The sequence below is a fragment of the Phytohabitans rumicis genome, assembly GCF_011764445.1.
Classification (GTDB): Bacteria; Actinomycetota; Actinomycetes; order Mycobacteriales; family Micromonosporaceae; genus Phytohabitans; species Phytohabitans rumicis.
This window is the reverse complement of the sequence record NZ_BLPG01000001.1, coordinates 2986842-3010269: the sequence shown is the minus strand read 5'-3', so window position 1 is coordinate 3010269 and position 23428 is coordinate 2986842. Positions and strand designations below refer to the sequence as shown.

The following is a 23428-nucleotide window of genomic DNA, read 5'->3' as shown; positions in this document are numbered from 1 at the left end:
CAGAGTACGTTCCGTGACTCTCGCACTCATTATTGGCACCTAGCGCGCCGGCACCCCTCACGCCGAGCGCGCAGACCTCCCGCGACCGCGGGGGTCTTTTTGTTGGTTCAGAAAGAAGGGAGCCCCCAGATGACCTTCCAGGTGTTCGACACCACGCTGCGCGATGGGGCCCAGCGTGAGGGGATCAGCTACTCGGTCGTGGACAAGCTCGCGGTGGCACGCCTGCTGGATGAGTTCGGCGTCGGCTTCATCGAGGGCGGCTGGCCGGGAGCGATGCCCAAGGACACCGAGTTCTTCCGTAGAGCCCGGACCGAACTGGACCTGAAGCATGCCGTGCTGGTGGCCTTCGGGGCGACCCGCAAGGCCGGCGTCGCGGTCGCCGACGACCCCCAGGTGCGCGCTCTCCTCGACGCGGAGACGCAGGCCGTCTGTCTCGTCGCCAAGTCCGACATCCGCCACGTCGAGCGGGCACTCCGCACCACCGGGGCGGAAAATCTCGCGATGGTACGCGACAGCGTCGCCCACTTCGTCGCCGAGGGCCGCCGCGTCTTCCTCGACTGCGAGCACTTCTTCGACGGCTACCGCTTCGACCCGTCGTACACCTCCTCTGTCGTCTCCGCGGCGCTGGAGGCGGGCGCGGAGGTCGTGGTGATGTGCGACACGAACGGCGGCATGCTGCCCTCCCGCGTCACCGCGGCCATCGGCGAACTGGTCGAGCGGCTCGGCGTCGGCCCCGAGCGCCTCGGCATCCACTGCCAGAACGACACCTCCTGCGCCGTCGCCAACACCGTCGCCGCGGTCGAGGCGGGCGTGAAGCACTTCCAGTGCACGGCCAACGGATACGGCGAGCGCCCCGGCAACGCGGACCTCTTCGCCGTCGTCGCCAACCTGCAACTCAAGCTCGGGCTGCCCGTCCTACCGGACGGCTGCCTGGAACAGATGGTGCGCGTATCGCACGCCATCGCCGAGATCGCCAACATCGCCCCCGACACCCACCAGGCATACGTCGGGGCCGCCGCATTCGCCCACAAGGCGGGGCTGCACGCGAGCGCGATCAAAGTGGATCCGGTGCTCTACAACCACGTGGATCCGTCCATTGTGGGCAACGACATGCGGATCCTGGTAACGGAGATGGCCGGCCGGGCGAGCATCGAGCTCAAGAGCCGCGAGCTCGGTCTGGACCTGGCCGGCCATCCCGAGGCGCTGTCCCGCGTCACCAAGCGGGTCAAGGAGTTGGAGGCCGGTGGCTGGTCGTTCGAGGCCGCTGACGCGTCGTTCGAACTGCTCGTCCGCTCGGAACTCCCGGGCGAGAACGCCGCGCGGCCGTTCGGCCTTGAGTCCTACCGCGTCCAGGTCGAGCACCGCGAAGACGGCGCGGTCGTCTCCGAGGCGACCGTTAAAGTCCGGGTACGCGGAGAGCGCGTCATCGCTACCGCCGAGGGAAACGGCCCGGTGAACGCTCTCGACGAGGCGCTGCGGGTGGCGCTGAAGCGGCACTACCCGGAGCTGGCCCACTTCGAGCTGGCCGATTACAAGGTGCGCATCCTGGAAGGCAGCCACGGCACCGGGGCCATCACCCGGGTGCTCGTGGAGACAGTGGACGGTGGCGGTCGCGACTGGACGACGGTAGGCGTACACGAGAACGTGGTCGAGGCGAGCTGGCACGCGCTCGTCGACGCCCTCACCTACGGCCTGTCATACTCCGCCGCTTCCGTCCGGTAGCGCCAGTTCCGCCAGCACCGGGCGGTGGTCGCTGCCCGGCAGCCGCAACACGGACACGTCACGCACGCCGACGCGGCGGTCCACCAGCACGTGGTCGATGGCGACCGGCGGGATCCGGTCCCCGTCATATGGCCCCCACGTGCCGGTGAGCCCCGCGCCGGCGGCATCCGCGGCGTCCCGGTATCCGGAGTCCAGCAGGCGGCGCAGCGGCGCGTGGTCCAATGTGGCGTTGAAGTCGCCGGCCAGGACCCGGATCGGCCCTTCCGGGGTGGCTCTCGGCTGTCCATTGAGGTCGGTACGCCAACTGGGGACCATCGCCACGGAGTACGGCGCCGCCGGATGCACAGACTCCACAGTGACCGGTGCCGCATCCGGAGCGTGCACAGTCGCGTACGCCTGCGTGAAACCACCGTCGTTGCGACGTACGCCCCCGTCGGTGATCGGCAGCCGCGAGTAGAGCCCCGAGCCGGCGGCGCTGTCCACCGGGTTCAACTGCCGGTAAGGCATCAACTCGGCCAGCCCGTACGCGTCGAGCAGCGCGGCCGAGCCCGGCGTGAACTCCTGCACGGCCAGTACGTCGACGTCGTGCTCCCGTACCAACTGGGCGAGGACCGCCATGTCCGCGCCGCCGCCGAGGATGTTGGCGGTGAGCACCCGCAGCCGTGGGCCGTCGACAGGCTGCGTGGCGCCGACCGCCCGGGGCGCCACTACGCCGATCAGCGCCACAGCCGCCACGGCCGCGACGCCCGCCGGCCACCAGCGCCGCAGCCCGAGGGCCAGCGCCACCGGTACCAGGCTCCAGCCCGCCACGTACGGCGTGAACGCCAGCAACTGCACCAGCGGCCCACGCTCCACCCCCAGGAGCCGGACCGCCGCCCACAACAGTCCCGGCACGGCCAGCGCCCAGCAGAGCACCGTCAGCGCCCGAGTGATCCCCGGCGTCATGCCTGGCACGCTAGCCCGCCCGGTGACCCCATTGGCGGAGATCCCGTGAAGATCCTCCCGCCCCCCTGCCACCTCTCGCGCCTCACGCCGTCCCGGCGCCTCCCGGCGCCTCTCGGCGTCCCTCAGCGCCTCTCGGCGTCGATCAAGGGCAAACGGCCGTGCTTTGATCTCCGATCCACGACCGTTCGCCCTTGATCGACGCGGAATTCCTTGATCGGCGCGGGCCGGCCGCCCTGGGGCCGCGTGCCGCGCTGGGCTGGCCGCGGCGGCAGCGCGGACGAGCGTGGGCGGACGGCGTGCCCGTGACTGGAACACCAGTGCCGTAATAGGGCCCGGATAGCAGCACTGACGTTCCAGTCACGGAGGGCGCGCCTTGCCGGGCCCAGGTAGGACGGCAAAAGGGACTGTGGGAAATGGGTGGTTGGGGGAGAGGGATGGGATAGAACCTGGGTCCAGGTTGACGGAGATCGAGAGGGGAGGGATAAGGCCGATGTTTGCTGTGAGTCGCTTCTATCCCGGAGAGTGCTTTGAATTCAGGACTGACCATCCGGCCGATCAGTGGGCCGGACGAGATCGAGCTGTTTAACCGGCTGCCCTACGTACTCGATGACGAGCTGGCGGACGACCTTGCCGCCGGCCGCCGGCGGCGCGAGTGGATGTGGGTGGCCCTGCGGGGCGACCGCCTCGTCGCGCGCGCGGCGTGGTGGGGCCGGGGCGGAGACGCCGTACCCCGGTATTTTGACGTTTTTGACTTCGAGGCAGGGCGCGCGGACGACGGTGCGCAACTGCTGAGCGCCGCGCTGGCGGCGGTGGTGCCCGCCGAGGCCAAGCCGCCGGAGTACGGGCGGTTCGTGCCGCCGGACTGGCGGGACACCCCGGCGAGCCGTAGCGCGGTTGAGGAGCGTATGGCGCTTCTCGAAGGGGCCGGAGCGCGGCTGTTCGTGGAGCGGCTGCGGCTGGAGTGGTTGCCGGGTACGCCGATTCGGGAGCCGAGTGGGCGGTTGGCGTTTCGGCCGGTGCGCGACCGCGAGGAAGTGATCGAGCTGATGACGCTGGTGCTGGACGGCACGCTGGACGCGCACAGTCGCGAGGCGATGAACCGGCTGTCCTTGGTGGAGGCGGCGACCGAGCACTACGAGGAAGAACTGGCGCTGTATCGCAGCCCGCGCGAGTGGTGGCGGGTGGCCACGCTGCCGGACGGCGAGCCGGTCGGCTTCGTCACGCCGGCGCGCAACGACTACAACCCGATCATTGGATATCTCGCCGTGCTGCCCGCACACCGCGGGCACGGCTACATCGACGACATCCTCGCCGAGGGTACGCGCATCCTTGCGGCGCAGGGCGTGCCGCGGATCCGAGCCGCCACCGATCTGGGCAACGTGCCGATGGCGCGGGCGTTCGAACGGGCTGGCTATGTCAACTTCGAGCGAGCGATCAACATGGTCTGGGACGGTAAACTGGGCGAATGACTAACTGCTCGACGAAGGGCGCGTGCGCCCGCCACCGATGAGCACCGGCCGGTCGATCCGGCTCCGTTCCAACCGCGACTTGCGCGCCGCCCGGCGCCGTCGCGAGCACTCGTGTTGGGACCATCTGATCGCCGCTCCGCTGTGGCCGCTGCACGGGGCGAACCTCGGGACTCTGCTGCGAACGTGCGATGCCGTGGGCGCATGCCTTGCGGTGCCGCCGTTTCCGTGGGTGCCGGACGCGCTCGACAAGGGAAACACGCTGCGCCGGCCGGCCTGTGTGCACTGGGTGGGCAACCCGCTGGGTTGGCTGGCCAAGCAGCGGGCCGGCGGGACGCGCGTCCTCGGCGTGGAGTTGGCGGAGGACGCGGTCCGGTTGGCGGACCTGCCGGCGGCGCGACGGCGTACGGTGGCGGTGCTCGGCCACGAACAGACCGGCATTCCGCCGGACGCGTTGGACCTGCTGGACGACGTGGTCGAGATCCCCATGGTCGGCGTGGGCGCGAGCCTCAACGTGGCGGTCGCCGGGTCGCTCGTCCTCTACAAACTGGCCGGGATGTGCTGATCCCACGATAGGTTGGTGTGGTGAAGGCGGAGGAGGCCCGGCGCCGGTTCGCGGCGGCGCGGGTCGCGACACTGGCCACAGTGGACGGCACGGGCGCTGCGCATCAGGTGCCCGTGACGTTCGTTGTGGACGGTGACATGGTGTGGTCGGCGGTGGACGCGAAACCCAAGCGGGGTACGGAGTTGCGCCGCCACACCAACATCCGCGCCGAGTCGCGGGTGACGCTGCTGGTGCAGCACTGGGACGAGGACTGGTCCCGGCTGTGGTGGGTACGCGCCGACGGCCTCGCCGTGGTGAGCGACGCGCGGTCGGTTGTCGACCGTGCGGTGCGCCTGCTCCGCGAAAAGTACGCCCAGTACCGCGACGTCGACGTCCACGGTCCGATCATCGAGGTCGCGGTACAGCGGTGGCGTGCCTGGAGCGCGGCCGAAGGCTAGACCTCTACCGAGTCGCCGACGGGGATGCGGGCGTACTCGGTGTTGCCCTTCATCGCGTGCCAGCGGTCGATGATCTGCTCGCCGGTCGGGCTGAGCATCGCGTCGTGGATCGAGTACGCCCGCTGCGGCGCGACGGCGCGTATGAAGTCGATGCCCTCGGCGAGCTTGAGCCACGGTGCGGACGTCGGCACGAGGAGCGTGGTCACCGTCGCGTCCGGTACGAAGAGCGAGTCGCCCGGGTGGTAGACGCCCTCGATGACGTACCCGACGTTGGCGCAGCCCGGCAGCCCTTCGTAGATCTCGGCGTGCTGGCCGCCGACCGCGCGTACCGGAAAGCCACCGGCCTCGAACTCGTCGCCGGCCGAAACGGTGACGACTGCGTCGCCGAGCTTTTCCAACTGCTGGACGACCGCTGCGGGCGCGTACACCTTCAGGGCGGGGTTGGCCTGCTGTGCGGCGGCGAGGCGATCGGCGTCGACGTGGTCGAAGTGCTCGTGGGTGATCAGCACGGCGGAGGCGCCTTCGAGAGCGGCGCCTTCGCTCCACACGCCGGGATCGATCACCACCGTCCGCGGACCGTTGTCGAGCCGGACGCACGCGTGCGTGTATTTGGTCAAGCGCATACTCCGACCCTATCCCGGTGCCGGATACCCGACGCTTCGTGTACTTCAAGTGATCTCGCTGATACGCTTGGATGCGAGCCGTGACCGCCGCCGATCGGGACAACGCCTTTACCCACGTCCGCCAAATCCCGGCGTCCGGCAGGGAGGTCCGGGTGGCGTGGTCGCCGGACGGGAGCCTGCTCGCGGTGTCGACAGACAGGGTCATCCGGCTGTGGGACCACGGGTCGGGAACACAGACCCTGGCCATCGAGACCGATGACGATATCCGCCGCATGTCCTTCGCGCCGGACGGGGAGGCTCTCGCCAGCGCCGGGTACCAGCCGGAGTTCGCACAGGGCGGTGTCATCAGGTTCTGGGACTCGCGCAGTGGCCGCCTCCTGGCCAGCCACGTCACGTCGCTGGTCGAGTGCATCGCGTTCGCACCCGATGGCCGAGCCTTGGCCAGCGGGGGCGAGGGCGTGCAACTGTGGGACGTCGATCGCGACAGGATCCACCTTCGTGCCGACATTACTGACGCGCAGTTCGCGAGGGACCTTGCCTTCAGCCCCGGGGGGACCGCGCTGGTGACGGCCACGGACAGCGTTATCCACCTCTGGGACGTGGCCAACGGTGGCGCCTTGACGAGGACGCTCGGGGAAGAAGAGGACCGCGTGGACACCGTCGCGTTCCACCCCAGCGGCCGGTTCGTGGCGGCGGACGACGGATACCGAAGCATCAAGGTGTGGACCGCCGACGACGGTAACCTCGTGACGACGCTTGAAGGGCACACTAACGGTGTCTTCCGCGGCGCGTTCGTGGGCGGCGGACGGCTGCTGGCAACCCACGCCAGCGACGACACAGTGCGTTTTTGGAACGTGGAGACGTGGGCTTGCGTGGGCGTGCTACCGGTGCCACCCAGCACGGACTCGGTGCAGGCGGCCGCCTTCCACCCCAGCCTGCCCCGGCTGGCGGTCGTCACGTATCCGGATATCGACGGCGCCAACGCGACGGTTGGCGTTTGGGAGTACGACGCCGATGTCCTGCTGGGACGGGAACAGCCGACGGGCCACACGTACACCACTGCGAAGATCGTCTTGGTGGGCGAGTCCGGCGTGGGCAAGACCGGGCTGGGCTGGCGGCTCGCCCATGGCGCCTTCAAGGAGCACCCGTCCACCCACGGCCAGCAGTTCTGGCTGGTCGACGAGCTCGGTGCGACCCGTACGGACGGCGCGCAGTGCGAGGCGATCCTCTGGGACCTGGCCGGTCAGCCGGACTACCGGCTCATCCACGCGCTCTTCCTCGACGATGCCGATCTCGCCCTGGTGCTCTTCGACCCCACCCGCGACGACGCCCCGCTGCGCGGCGTCGAGTACTGGCTGCGACAGCTTGGTCTCCACAATGGACGATTGCGGCGTCCGGTGATCCTTGTCGCGGCTAGGAGCGACCGGGGCACCTCGCGGCTGGCCCCGGAGGAGGTCGAGCTGTTCTGCGCCCAGACCGGTGTCCAGGGCTGCGTCACGACTAGCGCGTTCACCGGTGAAGGGCTACCTGGGCTCGTCGAGCGGATGCGCGACGCTATCGCGTGGGACCGGCGGCCGACGACGGTCACGACCGAGACGTTCAAGCGGATCAAGGACTACGTGCTCGGCCTCAAGGAGCAGGGCCGGCCGGATCAGGTCATCCTGACCCCGGCCGAGTTGCGCCACCGGCTGGTCGCGGACCGGGCCGTCACGGAGTTCACCGATGCGGAGATGCTCACCGCGGTGGGCCACCTCTCCAACCATGGTTACGTATCGCGGCTGCGTACCTCGCAGGGTGAGGAACGGATCCTCCTGGCGCCGGAGTTGCTGAACAATCTGGCGTCCTCGATGGTGCTGGAGGCACGCCGTAACCCGAAGGGCCTGGGGTCCATTGAGGAGCGGCGCCTACTCGCGGGCGACTGCCACTTTCCGGAGCTGGATGGCCTGTCGCTGGACGAGCGGGAGGTGCTGCTCGACTCCGCGGTCGCCAGGTTCATCGACCACAAGGTCTGCTTCCGGGAGACCGATCCGCTCAACTCTCAGGTGTACCTGGTCTTTCCCGAGCTGATCAACTTGAGGAAGCCCACCGTCGACGATGGACAGAAGGTGGAGGAGACCGTGGCGTACACGGTCTGCGGCGCTGTGGAGAACGTCTACGCCTCGCTTGTGGTGCTGCTGGGCTACACGAGCACGTTCAACCGCGCCAACCAGTGGCACAACCAGGCCCGGTACGTCGTGGGCGACGGCCTCATCTGTGGCTTTCGGCTGGAGGACGAACGGGAGGGCGAGCTGGACTTCGTGCTCTACTTCAGCTCGAGCGTGGGCGCGACGGTCCGGGGTCTGTTCCAAGGGCTCTTCGAGAGCTTCCTCGCCCGGCGCGACCTGGCCGTTGATCGCTACGAGCAGGTCACCTGCCCGAACGGGCACCGGCTCAACCGGGCGGTCGTCCGGGAGCACCTGGCCGATGGCGACGAGCGGATCTTCTGTACCCGGTGCGGTGAGCCGGTCTCGTTGCCGAGGGCGAACGCGCCGATCGAGCTATCCCGCGTCCAGGCGGAGGACCTGGACACGCAGCGCCGCGTCGCGGCCCAACGGTCCCGGTTCGAGGAGGCATTGTTCCGGCTGAAGGCGTATGTGACGCAGGAGCAGATCAGCGTGCCTGAGTGCTTCGTGAGCTATGCCTGGGGCGACGCGGACCAGGAGCGGTGGGTGGAGCACGAGTTGGCCACCGACCTCGTGAAGGCGGGAATCACCGTCGTCCTCGACCGGTGGGAGAACGCCCGGATCGGTTCCAGCGTGCCGCGCTTCGTGGAGCGGGTGCAGAAGGCCGACCGCGTGATCGTGGTGGGAACCCCGCGCTACCGCGCCAAGTACGACAACGACGAGCCGATGCGCGGCTACGTCGTCGACGCCGAGGGGGATCTGATCGGCGTACGCATGATCGGGAGCAAGGCATGCAAGGAGACCGTGCTACCGGTCCTCTTGGAAGGCACGCCCGAGTCGTCCCTCCCGCCGCTGCTGCAGGGGCGCGTCTACGCCGACTTCCGCGAGCCCGAGGCGTACTTCGTCCGGGTCTTTGACCTGATCCTCAGCCTGTACCAGATCCCGCCGCAGCGCGCCGCCGCAGCCGGGCTGCGCGACCTGTTGGGTTCCTGAGCCCTTCCTCAGCCGCCTTCGGCTGTCTTTCGGTGCCTCCTGGTGACATGTACCCATGCGGGCGCCCAGGTTGCTGCCCCAGCGATTGGACCCGGGCGCCCGTCTCAGGTGCAGACGGAGGGACGCGACATCATGCGGATCAAAACCATCGTCGGACTCGCCTTCGCCGGAACGGCCGCGGCGGTCGTCGTCGCCGGGGGTGCGGCGTACGCCGCCGACGAGACGGGTTCCGACCGCGACGTGCGGATCACGAACCAGCAAGAGGACTGTCCCGAGAAGTCCGGTGAGTCGAGCGAGGCCGGTCTATGACGGCCACCATGGCAGACACCGAGGCCGCCGCGCCGCACGTGCAGCTGGAGCAGGCCCTTTTCGAGGTGAAGCGGGTCATCGTCGGGCAGGACAAGCTGGTCGAGCGGCTGCTCACGGCCCTGCTGGCGGACGGGCACACGCTGCTGGAGGGCGTGCCGGGCGTGGCCAAGACGCTGGCCGCGCAGACCCTGGCTACGGCGGTCGGCGGGACGTTCAGCCGGATCCAGTTCACGCCGGACCTGGTGCCGTCCGACATTGTCGGCACGCGGATCTACCGGTCGTCGAAGGAGACGTTCGACGTCGAGCTGGGCCCGATCATGGCGAACCTGGTGCTCGCCGACGAGATTAACCGGGCGCCCGCGAAGGTGCAGTCGGCGTTGCTTGAGGCGATGGCCGAGCGGCAGGTGTCGATCGGCGGCAAGAGCTTCAAGGTGCCCGACCCGTTCCTGGTGCTGGCCACCCAGAACCCGATCGAGTCCGAAGGGGTCTACCAGCTGCCGGAGGCGCAGCGCGACCGGTTCCTGATGAAGGTCGTGGTGGACTACCCGACCGACGAGGAGGAGCTGGGCATCCTGTACCGGATGGGCACCACGCGGCCGGAGCCGCGCACGGTGCTGGATCCGGGGCGGCTGCGGGCCCTGCAGGAGCTGGCGCGTGGGGTCTTCGTGCACCACGCGTTGGCCGAGTACGTGGTCCGCCTGGTGGTGGCGACCCGGCAGCCGGAACGGTTCGGTGCGGGCGACGTCAAGGCGCAGTTGGCGTACGGGGCGAGCCCGCGGGCCACCCTCGGTCTGGTGGCCGCCGCCCGGGCGTTGGCGCTCCTGCGTGGCCGGGACTACGTGCTGCCGTCCGACGTTACCGATCTCGCGGTCGACGTGCTGTCGCACCGGCTGGTGCTGTCGTTCGACGCGGTCGCCGACGGGGTGGCCGCCGAGTCCGTCGTGCGCCGGCTGGTCGAGGCGGTGCCACCGCCGAAGATCGCCCCGCAACAAGCGGAGAAAGCAGCATGAACGACGGGTACGCGACCATCCACGAGCTTGCTCCGGAACGGCGGCTGCGGCGGCTGGAGCTGACCATCACGCGCCGGCTGGACGGGCTCCTGCACGGCCAGTACCTCGGGCTGCTGCCCGGCGCCGGGAGCGAGATGAGCGGCAGCCGGGAGTACCGGCCGGGCGAGGACGAGGTGCGCCGGATGGACTGGGCGGTGACGGCGCGGACGGCCGTGCCGCACGTCCGCGAGGTCGACGCCGACCGGGAGCTGACCACCTGGGTGCTGGCCGACGCGACGCCCAGCATGGACTTCGGCACGGCCGAGCTGGAGAAGCGGGAACTGGCGGTGGCCGCCACGGCGGCGGTCGGCTTCCTGACCGCCGGCTCAGGCAATCGGCTGGGCGCGCACGTGCTCGGCACGGAATCGGTGCGTCGCTTCCCGGCCCGCACCGGGCGTACCCACCTGCTGGGGATGCTGCGCGCGCTGCTGGCCGTGCCCGGGGGTGCCGAAGGCGTGCGGCCGCCCGCGCTCGCGGAGGCGATCGCCGGGCTGCGGCGGTCGGCGCCCAGGCGGGGCCTGGTGGTCGTGGTCTCCGACTTCCTGGACGGACTGCCGGACGACGACGGTGCGGCGAGCCGGCCGGACTGGGAGGCGGAGCTGCGCCGGCTGGCGGTGCGGCATCAGGTGCTGGCCGTGGAGGTGGCCGATCCGCGCGAGCTGGAACTGCCGGACGTCGGGCTCATCACGCTGGTCGACCCGGAGAGCGGGCAGCGGCGCGAGGTGTCGACCGGCAGCCGCCGGCTCCGCGAGCGGTACGCGGCGGCCGCGTCCGCCCAGCGCGAGACGGTACGCCGGGCGCTGCGCCGGGCCGGGGCGGCGCACCTTCCACTTCGGACCGACCGGGACTGGGTGGCCGACATCGTGCGGCACGTGTTCGCCCAGCGCCGGCTCGCCATGGCGGCCGCGACCAGGAGGAATCCGGCATGAGCTGGGAGAGCCCGGTACGCCTGTGGCTGCTGCTCGGCGTTGCGGTTTTGGCCGTGGCGTACGTGTTCATGCAGCGGCGGCGCAGCCGGTACGCGGTGCGCTTCACGAACCTGCGCCTGCTGGACCGGGTCGCGCCGAAGCGCCCCGGCTGGCGCAGGCACGTGCCGGCGAGCCTCTTCCTGGCCATGCTGGGGCTGCTGATCGTCGGCTTCGCCCGGCCCAGCGACGAGGTGCGGGTGCCGCGGGAGCGGGCCACCGTCATCGTGGCCGTCGACGTCTCACTGTCCATGATGGCCACCGACGTGGACCCGGACCGGCTGACGTCGGCCAAGGCGGCGGCGCGCGAGTTCGTCGAAGGGCTGCCCGAGGAGTTCAACGTCGGGCTGGTCGGCTTTGCCGGCAACGCCTCGGTGTTCGTCGCGCCGGTGACCGACCGGCAGGCGATGTACGCCGGCATCGACCGGCTCGCCGAGGGGCGCACCGGCCAGCAGGGTACGGCGATCGGCGAGGCGATCTACGCGGCGCTGGAGTCGATCCAGACGCTTGACGCGCAGGCCGCTGAGGAGCCGCCGCCGGCCCGCGTGGTGGTGCTGTCGGACGGCGCCAACACGGCCGGGCGCGACCCGGGCGAGGCGTCGCAGGCGGCGACGGCGGCCGGCGTACCGGTGGACACGATCGCGTTCGGCACCGAGTCGGGCGTCATCGAGGGTGGCGCGGGCCGCACCATGACCGTGCCCGTGGACGGCGAGACGCTGCAGGCGGTGGCCGAGCAGACCGGTGGCGGATACCACGAGGCGGGCAGTTCCGAGGAGCTGCGCGCGGTGTACGACGACATCGGCAGCTCGGTCGGCTACACCACCGAGCGGCAGGACGTGTCGGCCCGCTTCATCGGCCTCGGCCTGATCCTGGCGTTGCTGGCGGCGGCCGCATCCATGTTCTGGTTCGCCCGCATCCCCTAGGAGACACTGTGCACAAAGGACTCGGAGAACCACGCGGGCCAGGGTTCATCTCACCCGAGCTGGACCCCTGGGCGACGCCCCGGCCCGGCGTACCCGGAGATGTCGCGGTGGCTGGCCCCGTGCGTTGGCCGCGCCTGCTGCTCGCGGGCCTGGCGGTGGTAGCTGTTTCGGCCACCTCCGGGGCGTTGGCCGGAGGCTGGGTCGCGGACGACGAGGCCGCGCCTACGCCAACGCCGGAGGGGCCGGTGCAGACCACACCGCCCCCGGCCACAGGGAACGTGCCGAGCGACCTCGTCGCCGCCGCGGCGACCGCGCTGCCGGGCGTGGTCTCGGTGCGGGTCGGCAACTCGGGCGGTTCGGGCTTCGTCATCGACAACCAGGGCCACATCATCACCAACAACCACGTCGTCGCGGGCGGCGGCGACGTGAGCGTGGTCGGGCAGGACGGGCGCCGGTTGCCGGCCCAGGTGGTCGGGCGCGACCCGAGCAGCGACATCGCGGTGCTCCAGGTGACGCCGTCGTCCGCGCTGCGCCCGCTCGCGCTCGCCCAGCCCGGCACCACCAAGGTCGGCGAGCCGGTGCTGGCGGTCGGCTCGCCGCTCGGGCTGTCCGGCACCGTCACGGCGGGTATCGTGAGCGCACTGGACCGGCAGGTGCGGCTCGGCGACACCGGCGCCCGGCGCGACGCGATCCAGACTGACGCCTCAATCAACCCGGGCAACTCCGGCGGCCCGCTGGTGAACGCCCGCGGCGAGGTGATCGGCGTGAACACCGCAATAGCCACGCTGGACGGCAGCGGCAACATCGGCATCGGCTTCGCCATCCCGATCGAGCAGGCCCAGCAGGCGGCTGAGCGGATCATCGGCAGCGGCGGATAGCGTTTCTGACATGCGGTTGCTGGTAGTCGAGGACGAGGAGGACCTGGCCGAGGCCATCCGCCTCGGTCTGGTCCGCGCCGGCCACGCGGTCGACGTGGCCGGCGACGCCGCGCAGGCGTACGACCGGCTGGGCGTCAACGCGTACGACCTGATGCTGCTGGACATCAATCTGCCGGACGCCGACGGCTTCGAGGTCTGCCGCGCGATCCGGCGCGCCGAGATGCCCGTGGTGGGCGGCACCGACCTACGGATCCTCATGCTGACCGCGCGCGGCTCGCTGCACGACCGGGTGCGCGGGCTGGACGAGGGCGCCGACGACTACCTCGTCAAGCCGTTCGCGCTGGCCGAGCTGCTGGCCCGGGTGCGCGCGCTGCTGCGTCGCGACACCGGCGGCGGGACGGCCGTGCTGGAGGTGGGCGAGCTGCGGCTGGACGTGGCCCGGCACGAGGTGCACCGCAACGGCGACGAGGTGCGCCTGACGCCGAAGGAGTTCGGCGTGCTGGAATACCTCATGACCCGTCCCGGACACGTCGTCTCCGCCGAGGAACTGCTCGAACACGTCTGGGACGAGAACGCCGACCCGTTCACGCAGACCGTGCGGGTGACCGTGGGCACGCTGCGGCGCAAGCTGGGCGGCGAGGCGATCGAGACGGTGGTGGGCAGGGGGTACCGGCTGAAGGAGGCGCCATGAGGCTGAAGCTGCCGCGGTTCGCGCAGTCGATCCGGTTTCGGCTGACGGTGCTCTACTCCACGCTGCTCTTCGCGCTCGCCGGGGCGGGGCTCGCCGTGACGTACGTCGCGGTCGAGCGCGCCACCGACCCCAAGCCGATCACCAAGTCGATCCGGGCCAAGGTCTACGACGGCAACCGGTTCACCGGCACGATGGACGTGGCGCAGGTCGACGAGATCGAGTCGGCGGTCAACTTCAACACCCTGCAGACGCTGCGCAACTACTCGCTGATCGCGCTCGGCGGGCTCTTCGTCGCCAGCCTCGGCATCGGGTGGGTGCTGTCCGGGCGGGCACTGCGGCCGGTGGGCAGGATCGCGCGCACCGCCCGGGAGATCCAGGCGACCGACCTGTCCCGGCGGATCCGGCTGGAGGGCGCGCACGACGAGCTGCGCGACCTCGGCGACACCATCGACTCGATGCTCGACCGGCTGGACGAGGCGTTCCGCGCGCAGCGACAGCTCATCGACGACGCCTCGCACGAGCTGCGCAGCCCGCTCGCGATCATCCGGGCCAACCTCGACGCGTCCCTTATGGACGCGCCGGACAGCACCGATCCCGAACGGGAGCGGGCCATCCGGGTCATCGACCGGGCCACCACGCGGATGTCGCGACTCGTCGAGGATCTGCTGGCCACCGCGCGCCGCAACGCCGTCGCGCTCGCCGACTCCGATGTGGACCTTGGCGCCGTCGCGCGCGAGGCCGGCGAGGAATTCGCCGCTATCGCCGCCGGGCGCACGGTCACGCTCCGGTACGACGTGAGCACGGAACTGGAGTTCATCGGCGACCACGACGCGGTGCGCCGGGCCGCCGGGAACCTGCTGTCGAACGCCGTCCGGCTCTCGCCCGAGGGCGGCACGGTCACCATCGCGACCGGGCGCACCGGCGGGTGGCTGTGGCTGGCGGTCGCCGACGCGGGGCCGGGCATCGCCGTCGACGACCAGCCCCGGGTGTTCGACCGCTTCTGGCGCGGCTCGCACCCGTCCCGCGACCGCCGTACGGGGCTCGGGCTCGCCATCGTCCGGCAGATCACCGAGTCGCACGGCGGTCACGTGGGCGTGTTCTCGTCGCTCGGGGCCGGCAGCACGTTCGTGCTGTGGCTGCCGGCCCGCGACCGCGCCGACGACACCCCCGCGCCGTCAACCTCCCCGCTCGCTGTGCAAGGAAGGGCCCCTTCCTAACGTTTTTTGCATAGGAAGGGGCCCTTCCTAACATCTAAACCTTGCCGTAGCCGGCGCCCGCGCGGACGGTGCTGGGCACGTTCGAGGGGCTGTCGACGGAGTAGGAGTAGTAGGTGCGCGGCTCGACCACCGAGCCGGCGACCTCGCACGGGCCCGAGCCGACGAACACGTTGTTGCGCTGGACCAGGCGGCCCGGCCCGCTGTCCGCGTACCCGCTCGCGGAGAAGCACGGGTACGGCACGTTCTCGAAGTAGTTGCCCTCGACGACCGCGCCCGCGCTCTGCACCGAGGCGACGCCGTACAGCTCGTTGCTCAAGAAGTAGTTGTTGAAGATGTGCACCGGCTCGCCGAAGCGGATGCGCGGGTGCCGCTGCCGGCTGTTGTCGAAGAAGTTGTTGTGGATGGTCACCTTCAGGTGTCCGGTGTCCGTCGAGGCCGCCCCGTCCGAGTGGCTGATCAGCATGCTCTTGTCGGAGTGGTCGAAGTGGTTCCACGACACCGTCACGAAGTCGGCCCCGCGCACGATGTCGACCGAGCCGTCGACCGCCCCGCGGAACGTGTTGTGGTCGACCCAGATGTGGTGCGACTCCTGGCCGACGTTGACCGCGTCGTCCTCCGCGTTGGTGAAGAGCAGGTTCCGCACGATCACGTTGTACGACCGGTAGAAGTCCAGCCCGCCGCCGTTGATGTGGCCCGAAGTGCCTACGCCGATGATCGTCTTGTTGGGGCGTACGCCCTGCTTGCTGGTGATGTCGATCTGGCCGGAGACGCGGATGACGAGCGTCTCGGTGCTGTCGATGTACTCCAGGAACTCGGTGGCGTTGGTCGCGGTGACCGTGCGCCCGCCGGCACCGCCCGTGGTGCCGTTCTGCCCCAACGTGTTGAGCGCGGCGAAGCCGATCGGGCCGCCGGTGGGGGCCGGCGGAGGCGTCGTCACCGGGGGAGTCGTCACGGGGGAAGTGGTGGGAGGCGCCGCCGTGGTCTCCACCACCACGTCGTCGAAGTTCGCCGCCGCGTAGTACGTGGCCACTCCGACTCCGCCGGCCGTGTACGTGGTGTCCGTCGCGGTCAGCGCCGTGCCCCCGTTCACCGTGCTGCGCAGCGTCGAGCCGGACACCTGCAGGCTCACCGTGTACGTCGTACCGGCCGCGACCGTCAGCGACGCGGAGGCGAGCGTGGTGGCCGTGCCGTTCACCAGCCGCTTGAGCTCCACCGTGTTGTTGGAGCGCAGCGCGACGTAGTAGTAACTGGTGGCCGACTGCGCACGCGCCAGCACCGCGGCGAAGCGGTTGGTGCCGCTGAACGCGGTGGGCTTGACCCGGGCGGTGACGGTGTAGTCCGTCCACGAGGCCGAGCCGGCCCGCGCCCGGGCGTCGCTGCTCGTACCGGATTGGCGCAGCACCTGCGAGCCGTCGGCGGCGACCGCCCAGGTGCCGCCGCTGGTGGTCCAGCCGGTGCTGTTGCCGTCCTCGAAGTCGTCCGAGAAGAGGGTGGCCGCCTGGGCGCCCCCGGCGAAGCCGACGGCGGTGACAGCGAGCAGTGTGGCCGCGACCAGGGCGGCGGCGAGGGTGGATCGGCGCATGCGGGGTCTGCCTCTCGGAGCGGGTGAGGTGGCAGACCCTCGAATGTGGAAAGCGCTTTCCAAGCACTTTAGGAACCAGATTGGCAGATGTCAAACCACAATGGACGAGTGACTGAACCCCTGTGGCGGCGACCGCACCCGGGCGAGCACCGGTCGCCGGTCGCGCTCGCCATCGCCGTGGCGATCGCGCTGCAGTGGGTGACCCCGCAACAGCTCGCATTCGACCCGAGGTGGCTGCTGCCCTCCGTCGAGATCGCCCTCCTGCTCGGGGTGCTCGCCGTCAACCCGTTCCGGATCAACGAGGAAACGAAGGCCGTGCGGGCCGCGAGCCTCGCGCTGAACGCGGCGGCGACCGTGGCCGTGATCTGGTCGACCGGGCGGCTGGTGCTCGTGCTGGTCCGGGGCGAGACCGAGCAGCCCGGCGACGTGCTGGTGAGCGGGGCGGTCATCTGGCTGACCAACGTGATCGTCTTCGCGCTCTGGTACTGGCTGCTCGACCGGGGCGGCCCGGCCGTGCGGGCCAGCGCCACCCGCCTGCAGCCCGACTTCCTCTTCCCGCAGATGACGCTGCCGGACCTGGCGCACGAGAAGTGGCGGCCGGTCTTCGTCGACTACCTGTACCTGGCGTTCACGAACTCGACCGCGTTCAGCCCGACCGACACGATGCCGCTGGCCCGCTGGGGGAAGATGGCGATGACGGTGCAGTCGTGCGTGTCGTTCCTCATCGTGGTCCTGGTGATCGCCCGCGCGGTGAACGCGCTTAACTAGTAGGCGTGCCCGACGACCTTCGCGTGACCGACCGCCTGGTGATCCCCGGCGCGGAGCTGAGCGAGCGCTTCTCGCGCTCCTCCGGGCCCGGCGGCCAAGGGGTGAACACCGCGGACAGCCGGGTCGAGCTGTCGTACGACGTGGCCGGGTCGGCGGCGCTCCCGCCACCACTGAAGGACCGCGCCCTGGACCGGCTCGCGAACCGGCTGGTCGACGGGGTGCTGACGATCGCGGCGAGCGAGTACCGCGCCCAGCTCGCCAACCGGGAGGCGGCCCGGGAACGCCTGGCCGCGCTGCTGCGGGAGGCGGTCGCCCCGCCGCCGCCCCCACGGCGACCCACCAAGCCGAGCCGGGCCGCGAAACAGCGGCGGCTCGACGACAAGCGCCGCCGTTCCCAGATCAAGAAGAACCGTCGAGTCGACTGATCGCCTCGATCAGCCGGAGCCGTATGGGAGCCGCTCGCTCCGCGAAGGCGCGCTGCGCCGACGCGTACTCAGATTTGCCTTGTGGGGTCTCGACCCGGACCGGCGGATAGCCCAGCTCGGCCAGGTCGTAAGGGCTGGCGCGCATGTCCAGCGCGCGGATGTCGCGCGCGAGCGCGAAGGCGTCCGCGACCAGCTCGCTCTCGACGAGCGGCGACAGCTTGTACGCCCACTTGTAGAGGTCCATGTTGGCGTGCAGGCAGCCCGGCTGCTCGTTCTCGTGCTGGGTCTCCCGGGTCGGGCTGAGCTGGTTGAGCGGGCGGGCCGGCGGCGTGAAGAAGCGGAACGCGTCGAAGTGGCTGCACCGCACCCGGTTGCTCTCCACCACGCGGGCGGTCTCGGCGGGGGACAGGCGCAGCGGCACCTGACCGTGGCGCACGCCGTCGGCGCGGTAGACCATCGCCCACTCGTGCATGCCGAAGCACCCGAAGTGGGCCGGTCGCTTCGCCGTCTGCTCCAGGAGCGTCTTGATCCACTGGGTGTTGAGCGTCACCTGCTCGCTGCTTTCGAGGACCTCGCCGTTTTCGAGGATGACGCCCGCGCCCGGGTGCCACCGCCGCAGCTGCGCCGGGCGGAACGAGTAGTAGGTGAACAGAAAATCCTCGACCGGGTGCTTGATCCCGGCGCGCCGGCGTTCCAGATGCGGGGCGATCCAGGCATCGACCCGGCGCTCGTGCGCCGCCCGCCGCGCCTTCCACACCGCCTCGTCCAGGACCAGCATCCGTCCAGGGTAGGTTGAACGTCGTGCGTATCGCTCGTTTCGTTCATGCCGGTGGGATGTCGTTCGGGGTCGTCGAGGGCGACGCGGACGGCCTGACCGTCGCCGAGACCACCGGTCTCCCGTTCGATGAGGTGCGGCTCACCGGGCAGCGATGGGCGCTGTCCGACGTGCGGCTGCTGGCACCGATCTTCTCCAGCAAGGTGATCGGGATCGGGCGCAACTACGCCGACCACGCCGCCGAGCTCGGCAACGAGCTGCCCAAGGAACCGCTGATGTTCCTCAAGCCGTCCACGTCGGTGATCGGCCCGCGCGACTCGATCAAGCTGCCGCCGCAGTCCAAGCAGGTCGAGCACGAGGCCGAGCTGGCCGTGGTGATCGGCGTGGGCCCGGTGAGCCGGCTGAGCCGGGCCGACGCGTCCCGGGTCATCTTCGGCTACACCTGCGCGAACGACGTGACCGCCCGCGACCTGCAGAAGGCGGACGTCCAGTTCACCCGGGCGAAGGGCTTCGACTCGTTCTGCCCGCTCGGCCCGTGGATCGTCACCGACCTCGACGTGAGCGACTTGGAAGTCCGCTGCGAGGTCAACGACGAGGTACGCCAACTCGGCCGCACCAAAGACCTGGTCTTCGACGTGCCCACCCTCGTGTCGTACGTCTCACACGTCATGACGCTGCTGCCCGGCGACGTGATCCTGACCGGCACGCCGGCCGGCGTCAGCCCGATCCTCGCCGGCGACACCGTGACGGTGCGGATCGAGGGAATAGGTGACCTGGCCAACCCGGTTGTGGCCGTGGAGTGACGTACGGGTCGATTTGGGCGCCGCCCCAGGGTCGGGTAGAGTTCCCCTCCGGTGCGAGCCTGCGGCACGCGCCAATGGGGTATGGGGTAATTGGCAGCCCAACTGATTCTGGTTCAGTTAGTCTAGGTTCGAGTCCTGGTACCCCAGCGCCGATGTCCTGCGAAGGCACCGGTGTTGGTCTCTGGTAGAGTTCAGCACCGTTGTCCTCCAAGGGCAGCGGAACGAAAGTCCTGGCCCCGTCGTCTAGCGGCCTAGGACGCCGCCCTCTCAAGGCGGTAGCGCCGGTTCGAATCCGGTCGGGGCTACATGCAAGGGCCCGCGCAGAGCGCGGGCCCTTCGTCGTCTTCCCGGTATGGCGCTGCGGGCGCGCGTTGCGCCGGCGGTCGTCGCCGGCGGTCCGCCGTCGCCGGCGGTCGGCGCGTCGCCGATCAAGGAATCCCGCGCCGATCAAGGAATCCCGCGCCGATCAAGGGCATACGGTCGTGGATCGGAGATCAAAGCACGACCATATGCCCTTGATCGGCGCGCAAGTCCTTGATCGGCGCGCAAGTCCGCGGGCCGCGGAACGCGGACGCGGAACGCGGGAAGCGCGCGGAGCGCGGGGAGCGGGCGGGTTACAAGCCGCTGAGGCGTTGGCCGGCGCGGACGACGGCCATGGCGTGGCGGTCTCCCGGGCGGCGGCCGAGGCGCTCTATCGGGCCGGACACGCTGATCGCGGCGATCACGCGACCGGTGCGGTCGCGGATCGGGGCGGAGACGCTCGCCACACCGGCCTCGCGCTCGGCGACGCTCTGCGCCCAGCCGCGGCGACGTACCTCGGCCAGGGTGCGGCCGGTGAACTTGCAGCGGGGCAGCAGGGGCATGACGGCCTCGGGCGGTTCCCAGGCGAGCAGGACCTGGGCGGCGGACCCGGCGGTCATGGGGAGCACCGCGCCCACCGGGACGGTGTCGCGCAGGCCGCTGGCGCGTTCGGCGGCCCCGACGCAGATGCGTTCGTCGGCGCGACGAAGATAGAGCTGTGCGCTCTCGCCGGTGGCGTCGCGGAGCGCGGCCAGGAGCGGCTCCGCGGCGGTCAGAAGCACGTCGGGGGCTGCGTTGGCGAGTTCGCCCAAGCGCGGCCCGGGACGCCAGCGTCCCTGGGTGTCCCGTACCAGCATTCGGTGGATCTCCAACGCTTGCGCGAGCCGGTGCGCGGTGGCTCGCGGCAGCTTGGTGCGATCAACGAGTTCGGCCAGGCTGGCGCCGTCTACGCAGGCGGCCAGGATGACCACCGCCTTGTCGAGAACGCCGACACCGCTCATACTGTGTCCCACAAGCCGAAACATACCTCCCAGAATTTAGGATGTCCAGATGGTGGGAGACACGCAGAAACCCAGGACCCTTGCCGAAAAGGTGTGGGACGCCCACGTGGTGCGATCCGCCGAGGGTGAGCCGGATCTGCTGTTCATCGACCTGCACCTTCTGCACGAGGTGACCAGCCCGCAGGCGTTCGACGGCCTGCGGATGGCCGGTCGCCCGGTGCGGCGCACGGATCTGACGCTCGCGACCGAGGATCACAACACGCCCACGGGATACGCCGACCCGGCGTTCAACACCCGTCGCGGTGACCTGTTGACGATCGCTGACCCGACCTCGCGTACGCAGATAGAGACCCTGCGGAAGAACTGCGCCGAGTTCGGCGTGAAGCTGCACCCGCTGGGCCACGAACAGCAGGGGATCGTGCACGTGATCGGCCCGCAGCTGGGGCTTACCCAGCCCGGTTTGACGATCGTGTGCGGCGACTCACACACCGCGACCCACGGCGCGTTCGGCGCGCTCGCGTTCGGGATCGGTACGAGCGAGGTCGAGCACGTGCTCGCCACGCAGACGCTGCCCCAGTCCCGCCCGAAGACGATGGCGGTGACCGTCACCGGTGAGTTGGGCCCGGGCGTCACCTCGAAGGATCTCGTGCTGGCGCTGATTGCCCAGGTGGGCACCGGCGGCGGGCGCGGCCACATCGTGGAGTACCGCGGCGAGGCCATCCGCGCGCTCTCGATGGAGGGCCGGATGACCATCTGCAACATGTCCATCGAGTGGGGCGCCAAGGCCGGCATGATCGCGCCGGACGAGACCACCTTCGCGTACCTGAAGGGGCGCCCCAACGCGCCGCAGGGCGAGGCGTGGGACGCGGCGGTGGCGCACTGGCGCGGCCTGGTGACCGACGAGGGCGCCACGTACGACACCGAGGTGATCCTCGACGCGACGCGGATCAGCCCGTTCGTCACGTGGGGCACCAATCCGGGGCAGGGCAGCGCGCTCGACGGCGCCGTGCCGGACCCGGAGGAGTTCGTCGAGGAGGTCGACCGGTCGGCGGCGCGGCGCGCGCTGGAGTACATGGACCTGCGGCCCGGTACGCCGTTGCGCGACATCGCGGTCGACGTCGTCTTCGTCGGCTCGTGCACCAACGGCCGGCTGGAAGACCTGCGGGCCGCGGCGGAAGTGCTCCGCGGCCACAAGGTCCACGACGGCGTACGGATGCTGGTGGTGCCCGGCTCGGCCGTGGTGCGCGAGGCGGCCGAGCATGAAGGGCTGGACAAGGTCTTCACCGACGCCGGCGCCGAGTGGCGGTTCGCCGGCTGCTCCATGTGCCTCGGCATGAACCCGGACACGCTCAAGCCCGGCGAGCGCTCGGCGTCCACCTCCAACCGCAACTTCGAGGGCCGGCAGGGCCGTGGTGGGCGTACCCATCTGGTCTCGCCGCCGGTCGCCGCCGCAACCGCCGTTGTGGGCCGCCTCGCCGCGCCCGCCGATCTGAACTGAGGCCGCAACGACATGGACAAGTTCACCGTGCACACCGGTACGGCGATCCCGCTGCGCCGGTCCAACGTGGATACCGACCAGATCATCCCGGCGGTCTACCTGAAGCGGGTGACCCGCACGGGCTTCGCCGACGGGCTCTTCAGCGCGTGGCGGGAAGATCCAAGCTTCGTGCTCAACAATCCCGTGTACGCGGGCGCCTCGATCCTCATCGCCGGGCCGGAGTTCGGGACCGGTTCCTCCCGCGAGCACGCCGTCTGGGCGTTGCGGGACTTCGGATTCAAGGCCGTCATCTCGCCGCGCTTCGGAGACATCTTCCGGGGCAACGCGTTGAAGGAGGGCCTGCTGCCGGTCGAGCTGGAACTCAAGGCTGTGGAAGCCCTGTGGGACCTGGTCGAGAGCGACCCGACCGCGCAGGTAACGGTCGACCTGACCAGTCGGGAGGTACGCGCGGACGACGCGACCTGGTCTTTCCCGCTGGACGACTTCAGCCGCTGGCGCCTGCTGGAGGGCCTGGACGACATTGGACTGACGTTGCGCCACGAGGACGCGATTACCGCGTACGAGAAGGGCCGTCTGCCCTTCCTGCCAGCCGTCTTGTAGCGCGAACCTAGCCGTTTTCGCCCCTGTCGGGTCATCCGACAGGGGCGAATCCGTTACGACACAACGCCTTTTTTCGGCAGGATGTTTGCCCCGAGTGGGCAAAGGGCATACCGTGCGCGCAGAATGGCTCGTGTTGAGTCCAATGTTAGGTACGGGAGGGAAGTCGTGAACAAGGCCGAGCTCATCGAGGCGCTCGCCGCCCGCTTGGGGGACAAGAAGGCGGCGACGGCGGCGCTCGACGCGGTGCTGGCAGAGGTCCAGAACGCTGTCACCAAGGGCGACCGGGTGGCGATCACCGGTTTCGGTGTCTTCGAGAAGCGGGTGCGCGGTGCGCGAACAGCTCGCAACCCGCGCACCGGCGAAGCGGTGAAGGTGAAGAAGACGTCGGTTCCGGCCTTCCGCGCCGGCGCCGGCTTCAAGGAGATGGTTGCCAGCGGCAAGGTGCCGAAGGTAGCCGCCGCCAAGAAGACCACCGGTACCGCGAAGGCGACCACTGCCAAGGCGACCACTGCCAAGGCCACCACCACTACCGCCGCGAAGAAGGCCCCCGCCAAGGCGGCCGCGACCAAGGCCGCCCCCGCCAAGAAGGCGACCACGGCCAAGTCGACCCGCGCGGCGGCGACCAAGGCCACCACCGCGCGCACCACGGCAGCGGCGAAGAAGGCCCCCGCCAAGAAGGCCCCGGCCCGCAAGGCCGCGCCGAAGCGCTGACCCAGGCGATACCAAAGGAG

The 23428-nt window shown here is 70.2% G+C and carries 23 protein-coding genes and 2 tRNA genes; 20 read left to right on the top strand and 5 right to left on the bottom strand.

The window, feature by feature from the left end:
- Positions 1-129: 129 nt before the first annotated feature.
- Entirely contained in the window at positions 130-1722 is a 1593-nt protein-coding gene (gene cimA, locus Prum_RS13150) for a citramalate synthase (protein ID WP_173076799.1), read from the top strand.
- Here cimA and Prum_RS13145 read toward each other — a convergent pair.
- Positions 1696-2667, bottom strand: coding sequence for an endonuclease/exonuclease/phosphatase family protein (locus tag Prum_RS13145; protein WP_173076797.1), 972 nt, complete (start codon positions 2665-2667; stop codon positions 1696-1698). The genes cimA and Prum_RS13145 overlap by 27 nt on opposite strands.
- A gap of 527 nt (positions 2668-3194) precedes the next feature.
- On the opposite strand from Prum_RS13145, the gene Prum_RS13140 reads away from it, so the two are divergent.
- The 3 genes from Prum_RS13140 (at position 3195) to Prum_RS13130 (ending at position 5135) form a co-directional block, all read left to right on the top strand.
- On the top strand, positions 3195-4136 hold the full coding sequence (locus tag Prum_RS13140; RefSeq protein WP_218577223.1) for a GNAT family N-acetyltransferase: 942 nt from the start codon (positions 3195-3197) through the stop codon (positions 4134-4136).
- A gap of 124 nt (positions 4137-4260) precedes the next feature.
- Positions 4261-4698 (top strand): TrmH family RNA methyltransferase, encoded by a 438-nt coding sequence (locus Prum_RS13135; RefSeq protein WP_308785430.1) that lies wholly within the window; start codon positions 4261-4263, stop codon positions 4696-4698.
- A gap of 20 nt (positions 4699-4718) precedes the next feature.
- Positions 4719-5135, top strand: coding sequence for a TIGR03668 family PPOX class F420-dependent oxidoreductase (locus Prum_RS13130; protein ID WP_173076795.1), 417 nt, complete (start codon positions 4719-4721; stop codon positions 5133-5135).
- Here the strand turns inward: Prum_RS13130 and Prum_RS13125 are convergent.
- On the bottom strand, positions 5132-5758 hold the full coding sequence (locus tag Prum_RS13125) for an MBL fold metallo-hydrolase (protein WP_173076793.1): 627 nt from the start codon (positions 5756-5758) through the stop codon (positions 5132-5134). The two genes, Prum_RS13130 and Prum_RS13125, sit on opposite strands and share 4 nt — an antisense overlap.
- Before the next feature lie 80 nt (positions 5759-5838).
- Here Prum_RS13125 and Prum_RS13120 point away from each other — a divergent pair, with 80 nt between their 5' ends.
- The 8 genes from Prum_RS13120 to Prum_RS13085 all read left to right on the top strand — a co-directional run bounded on the left by Prum_RS13120 (position 5839) and on the right by Prum_RS13085 (position 14945).
- On the top strand, positions 5839-8913 hold the full coding sequence (locus Prum_RS13120) for a TIR domain-containing protein (protein ID WP_173076791.1): 3075 nt from the start codon (positions 5839-5841) through the stop codon (positions 8911-8913).
- Positions 8914-9045: 132 nt separating this feature from the next.
- Entirely contained in the window at positions 9046-9222 is a 177-nt protein-coding gene (locus tag Prum_RS13115) for a hypothetical protein (protein ID WP_173076789.1), read from the top strand.
- Between the two features lie 8 nt (positions 9223-9230).
- The gene (locus Prum_RS13110; protein WP_371871230.1) at positions 9231-10232 is read left to right on the top strand and encodes an AAA family ATPase; all 1002 of its coding nucleotides are present in this window, start codon (positions 9231-9233) and stop codon (positions 10230-10232) included.
- On the top strand, positions 10229-11200 hold the full coding sequence (locus Prum_RS13105) for a DUF58 domain-containing protein (protein ID WP_173076785.1): 972 nt from the start codon (positions 10229-10231) through the stop codon (positions 11198-11200). Before Prum_RS13110 ends, Prum_RS13105 begins: the two co-directional genes overlap by 4 nt.
- Positions 11197-12159, top strand: coding sequence for a VWA domain-containing protein (locus Prum_RS13100; RefSeq protein ID WP_173076783.1), 963 nt, complete (start codon positions 11197-11199; stop codon positions 12157-12159). The genes Prum_RS13105 and Prum_RS13100 overlap by 4 nt, the downstream gene beginning before the upstream one ends.
- An 8-nt stretch (positions 12160-12167) precedes the next feature.
- Positions 12168-13037 carry a S1C family serine protease gene (locus Prum_RS13095; protein ID WP_173076781.1) on the top strand — a complete coding sequence of 290 codons (870 nt, stop codon included), beginning with the start codon at positions 12168-12170 and terminating at the stop codon, positions 13035-13037.
- 10 nt (positions 13038-13047) lie between these two features.
- Entirely contained in the window at positions 13048-13728 is a 681-nt protein-coding gene (locus Prum_RS13090) for a response regulator transcription factor (RefSeq protein WP_173076779.1), read from the top strand.
- Entirely contained in the window at positions 13725-14945 is a 1221-nt protein-coding gene (locus tag Prum_RS13085) for a sensor histidine kinase (protein WP_173076777.1), read from the top strand. The genes Prum_RS13090 and Prum_RS13085 overlap by 4 nt, the downstream gene beginning before the upstream one ends.
- Positions 14946-14979: 34 nt before the next feature.
- Here Prum_RS13085 and Prum_RS13080 read toward each other — a convergent pair whose 3' ends face one another.
- On the bottom strand, positions 14980-16527 hold the full coding sequence (locus tag Prum_RS13080) for a pectate lyase family protein (RefSeq protein WP_173076775.1): 1548 nt from the start codon (positions 16525-16527) through the stop codon (positions 14980-14982).
- Between the two features lie 108 nt (positions 16528-16635).
- Between Prum_RS13080 and Prum_RS13075 the strand changes: the two genes are divergently transcribed.
- Together Prum_RS13075 and arfB are read left to right on the top strand one after the other, a co-directional pair.
- Positions 16636-17295, top strand: a complete 660-nt coding sequence (locus Prum_RS13075; protein WP_246277861.1) for a DUF1345 domain-containing protein — start codon at positions 16636-16638, stop codon at positions 17293-17295.
- A 5-nt stretch (positions 17296-17300) separates the two neighbouring features.
- A complete protein-coding gene (gene arfB / locus Prum_RS13070) occupies positions 17301-17720 on the top strand; it encodes an alternative ribosome rescue aminoacyl-tRNA hydrolase ArfB (RefSeq protein ID WP_173076771.1) in 420 nt (139 codons plus the stop codon).
- Here the strand turns inward: arfB and Prum_RS13065 are convergent.
- The gene (locus Prum_RS13065) at positions 17695-18498 is read right to left on the bottom strand and encodes a 3-methyladenine DNA glycosylase (RefSeq protein WP_173076769.1); all 804 of its coding nucleotides are present in this window, start codon (positions 18496-18498) and stop codon (positions 17695-17697) included. The two genes, arfB and Prum_RS13065, sit on opposite strands and share 26 nt — an antisense overlap.
- A gap of 23 nt (positions 18499-18521) precedes the next feature.
- Here Prum_RS13065 and Prum_RS13060 point away from each other — a divergent pair, with 23 nt between their 5' ends.
- From Prum_RS13060 to Prum_RS13050, 3 genes are all read left to right on the top strand, one after another.
- Entirely contained in the window at positions 18522-19298 is a 777-nt protein-coding gene (locus Prum_RS13060; RefSeq protein ID WP_173076767.1) for a fumarylacetoacetate hydrolase family protein, read from the top strand.
- Between the two features lie 75 nt (positions 19299-19373).
- Positions 19374-19445: transfer RNA gene (locus tag Prum_RS13055), tRNA-Gln, on the top strand.
- Between the two features lie 85 nt (positions 19446-19530).
- Positions 19531-19603 (top strand) — tRNA-Glu (locus tag Prum_RS13050).
- A gap of 309 nt (positions 19604-19912) precedes the next feature.
- Here the strand turns inward: Prum_RS13050 and Prum_RS13045 are convergent.
- Entirely contained in the window at positions 19913-20599 is a 687-nt protein-coding gene (locus Prum_RS13045) for an IclR family transcriptional regulator (RefSeq protein ID WP_173076765.1), read from the bottom strand.
- Positions 20600-20648: 49 nt separating this feature from the next.
- Here Prum_RS13045 and leuC point away from each other — a divergent pair, with 49 nt between their 5' ends.
- The 3 genes from leuC (at position 20649) to Prum_RS13030 (ending at position 23408) form a co-directional block, all read left to right on the top strand.
- Positions 20649-22097, top strand: a complete 1449-nt coding sequence (gene leuC, locus Prum_RS13040) for a 3-isopropylmalate dehydratase large subunit (protein WP_173076763.1) — start codon at positions 20649-20651, stop codon at positions 22095-22097.
- A gap of 12 nt (positions 22098-22109) precedes the next feature.
- On the top strand, positions 22110-22697 hold the full coding sequence (gene leuD / locus Prum_RS13035; RefSeq protein ID WP_173076761.1) for a 3-isopropylmalate dehydratase small subunit: 588 nt from the start codon (positions 22110-22112) through the stop codon (positions 22695-22697).
- A gap of 165 nt (positions 22698-22862) precedes the next feature.
- On the top strand, positions 22863-23408 hold the full coding sequence (locus Prum_RS13030) for an HU family DNA-binding protein (protein ID WP_173076759.1): 546 nt from the start codon (positions 22863-22865) through the stop codon (positions 23406-23408).
- The last annotated feature ends 20 nt before the right edge of the window (positions 23409-23428 follow it).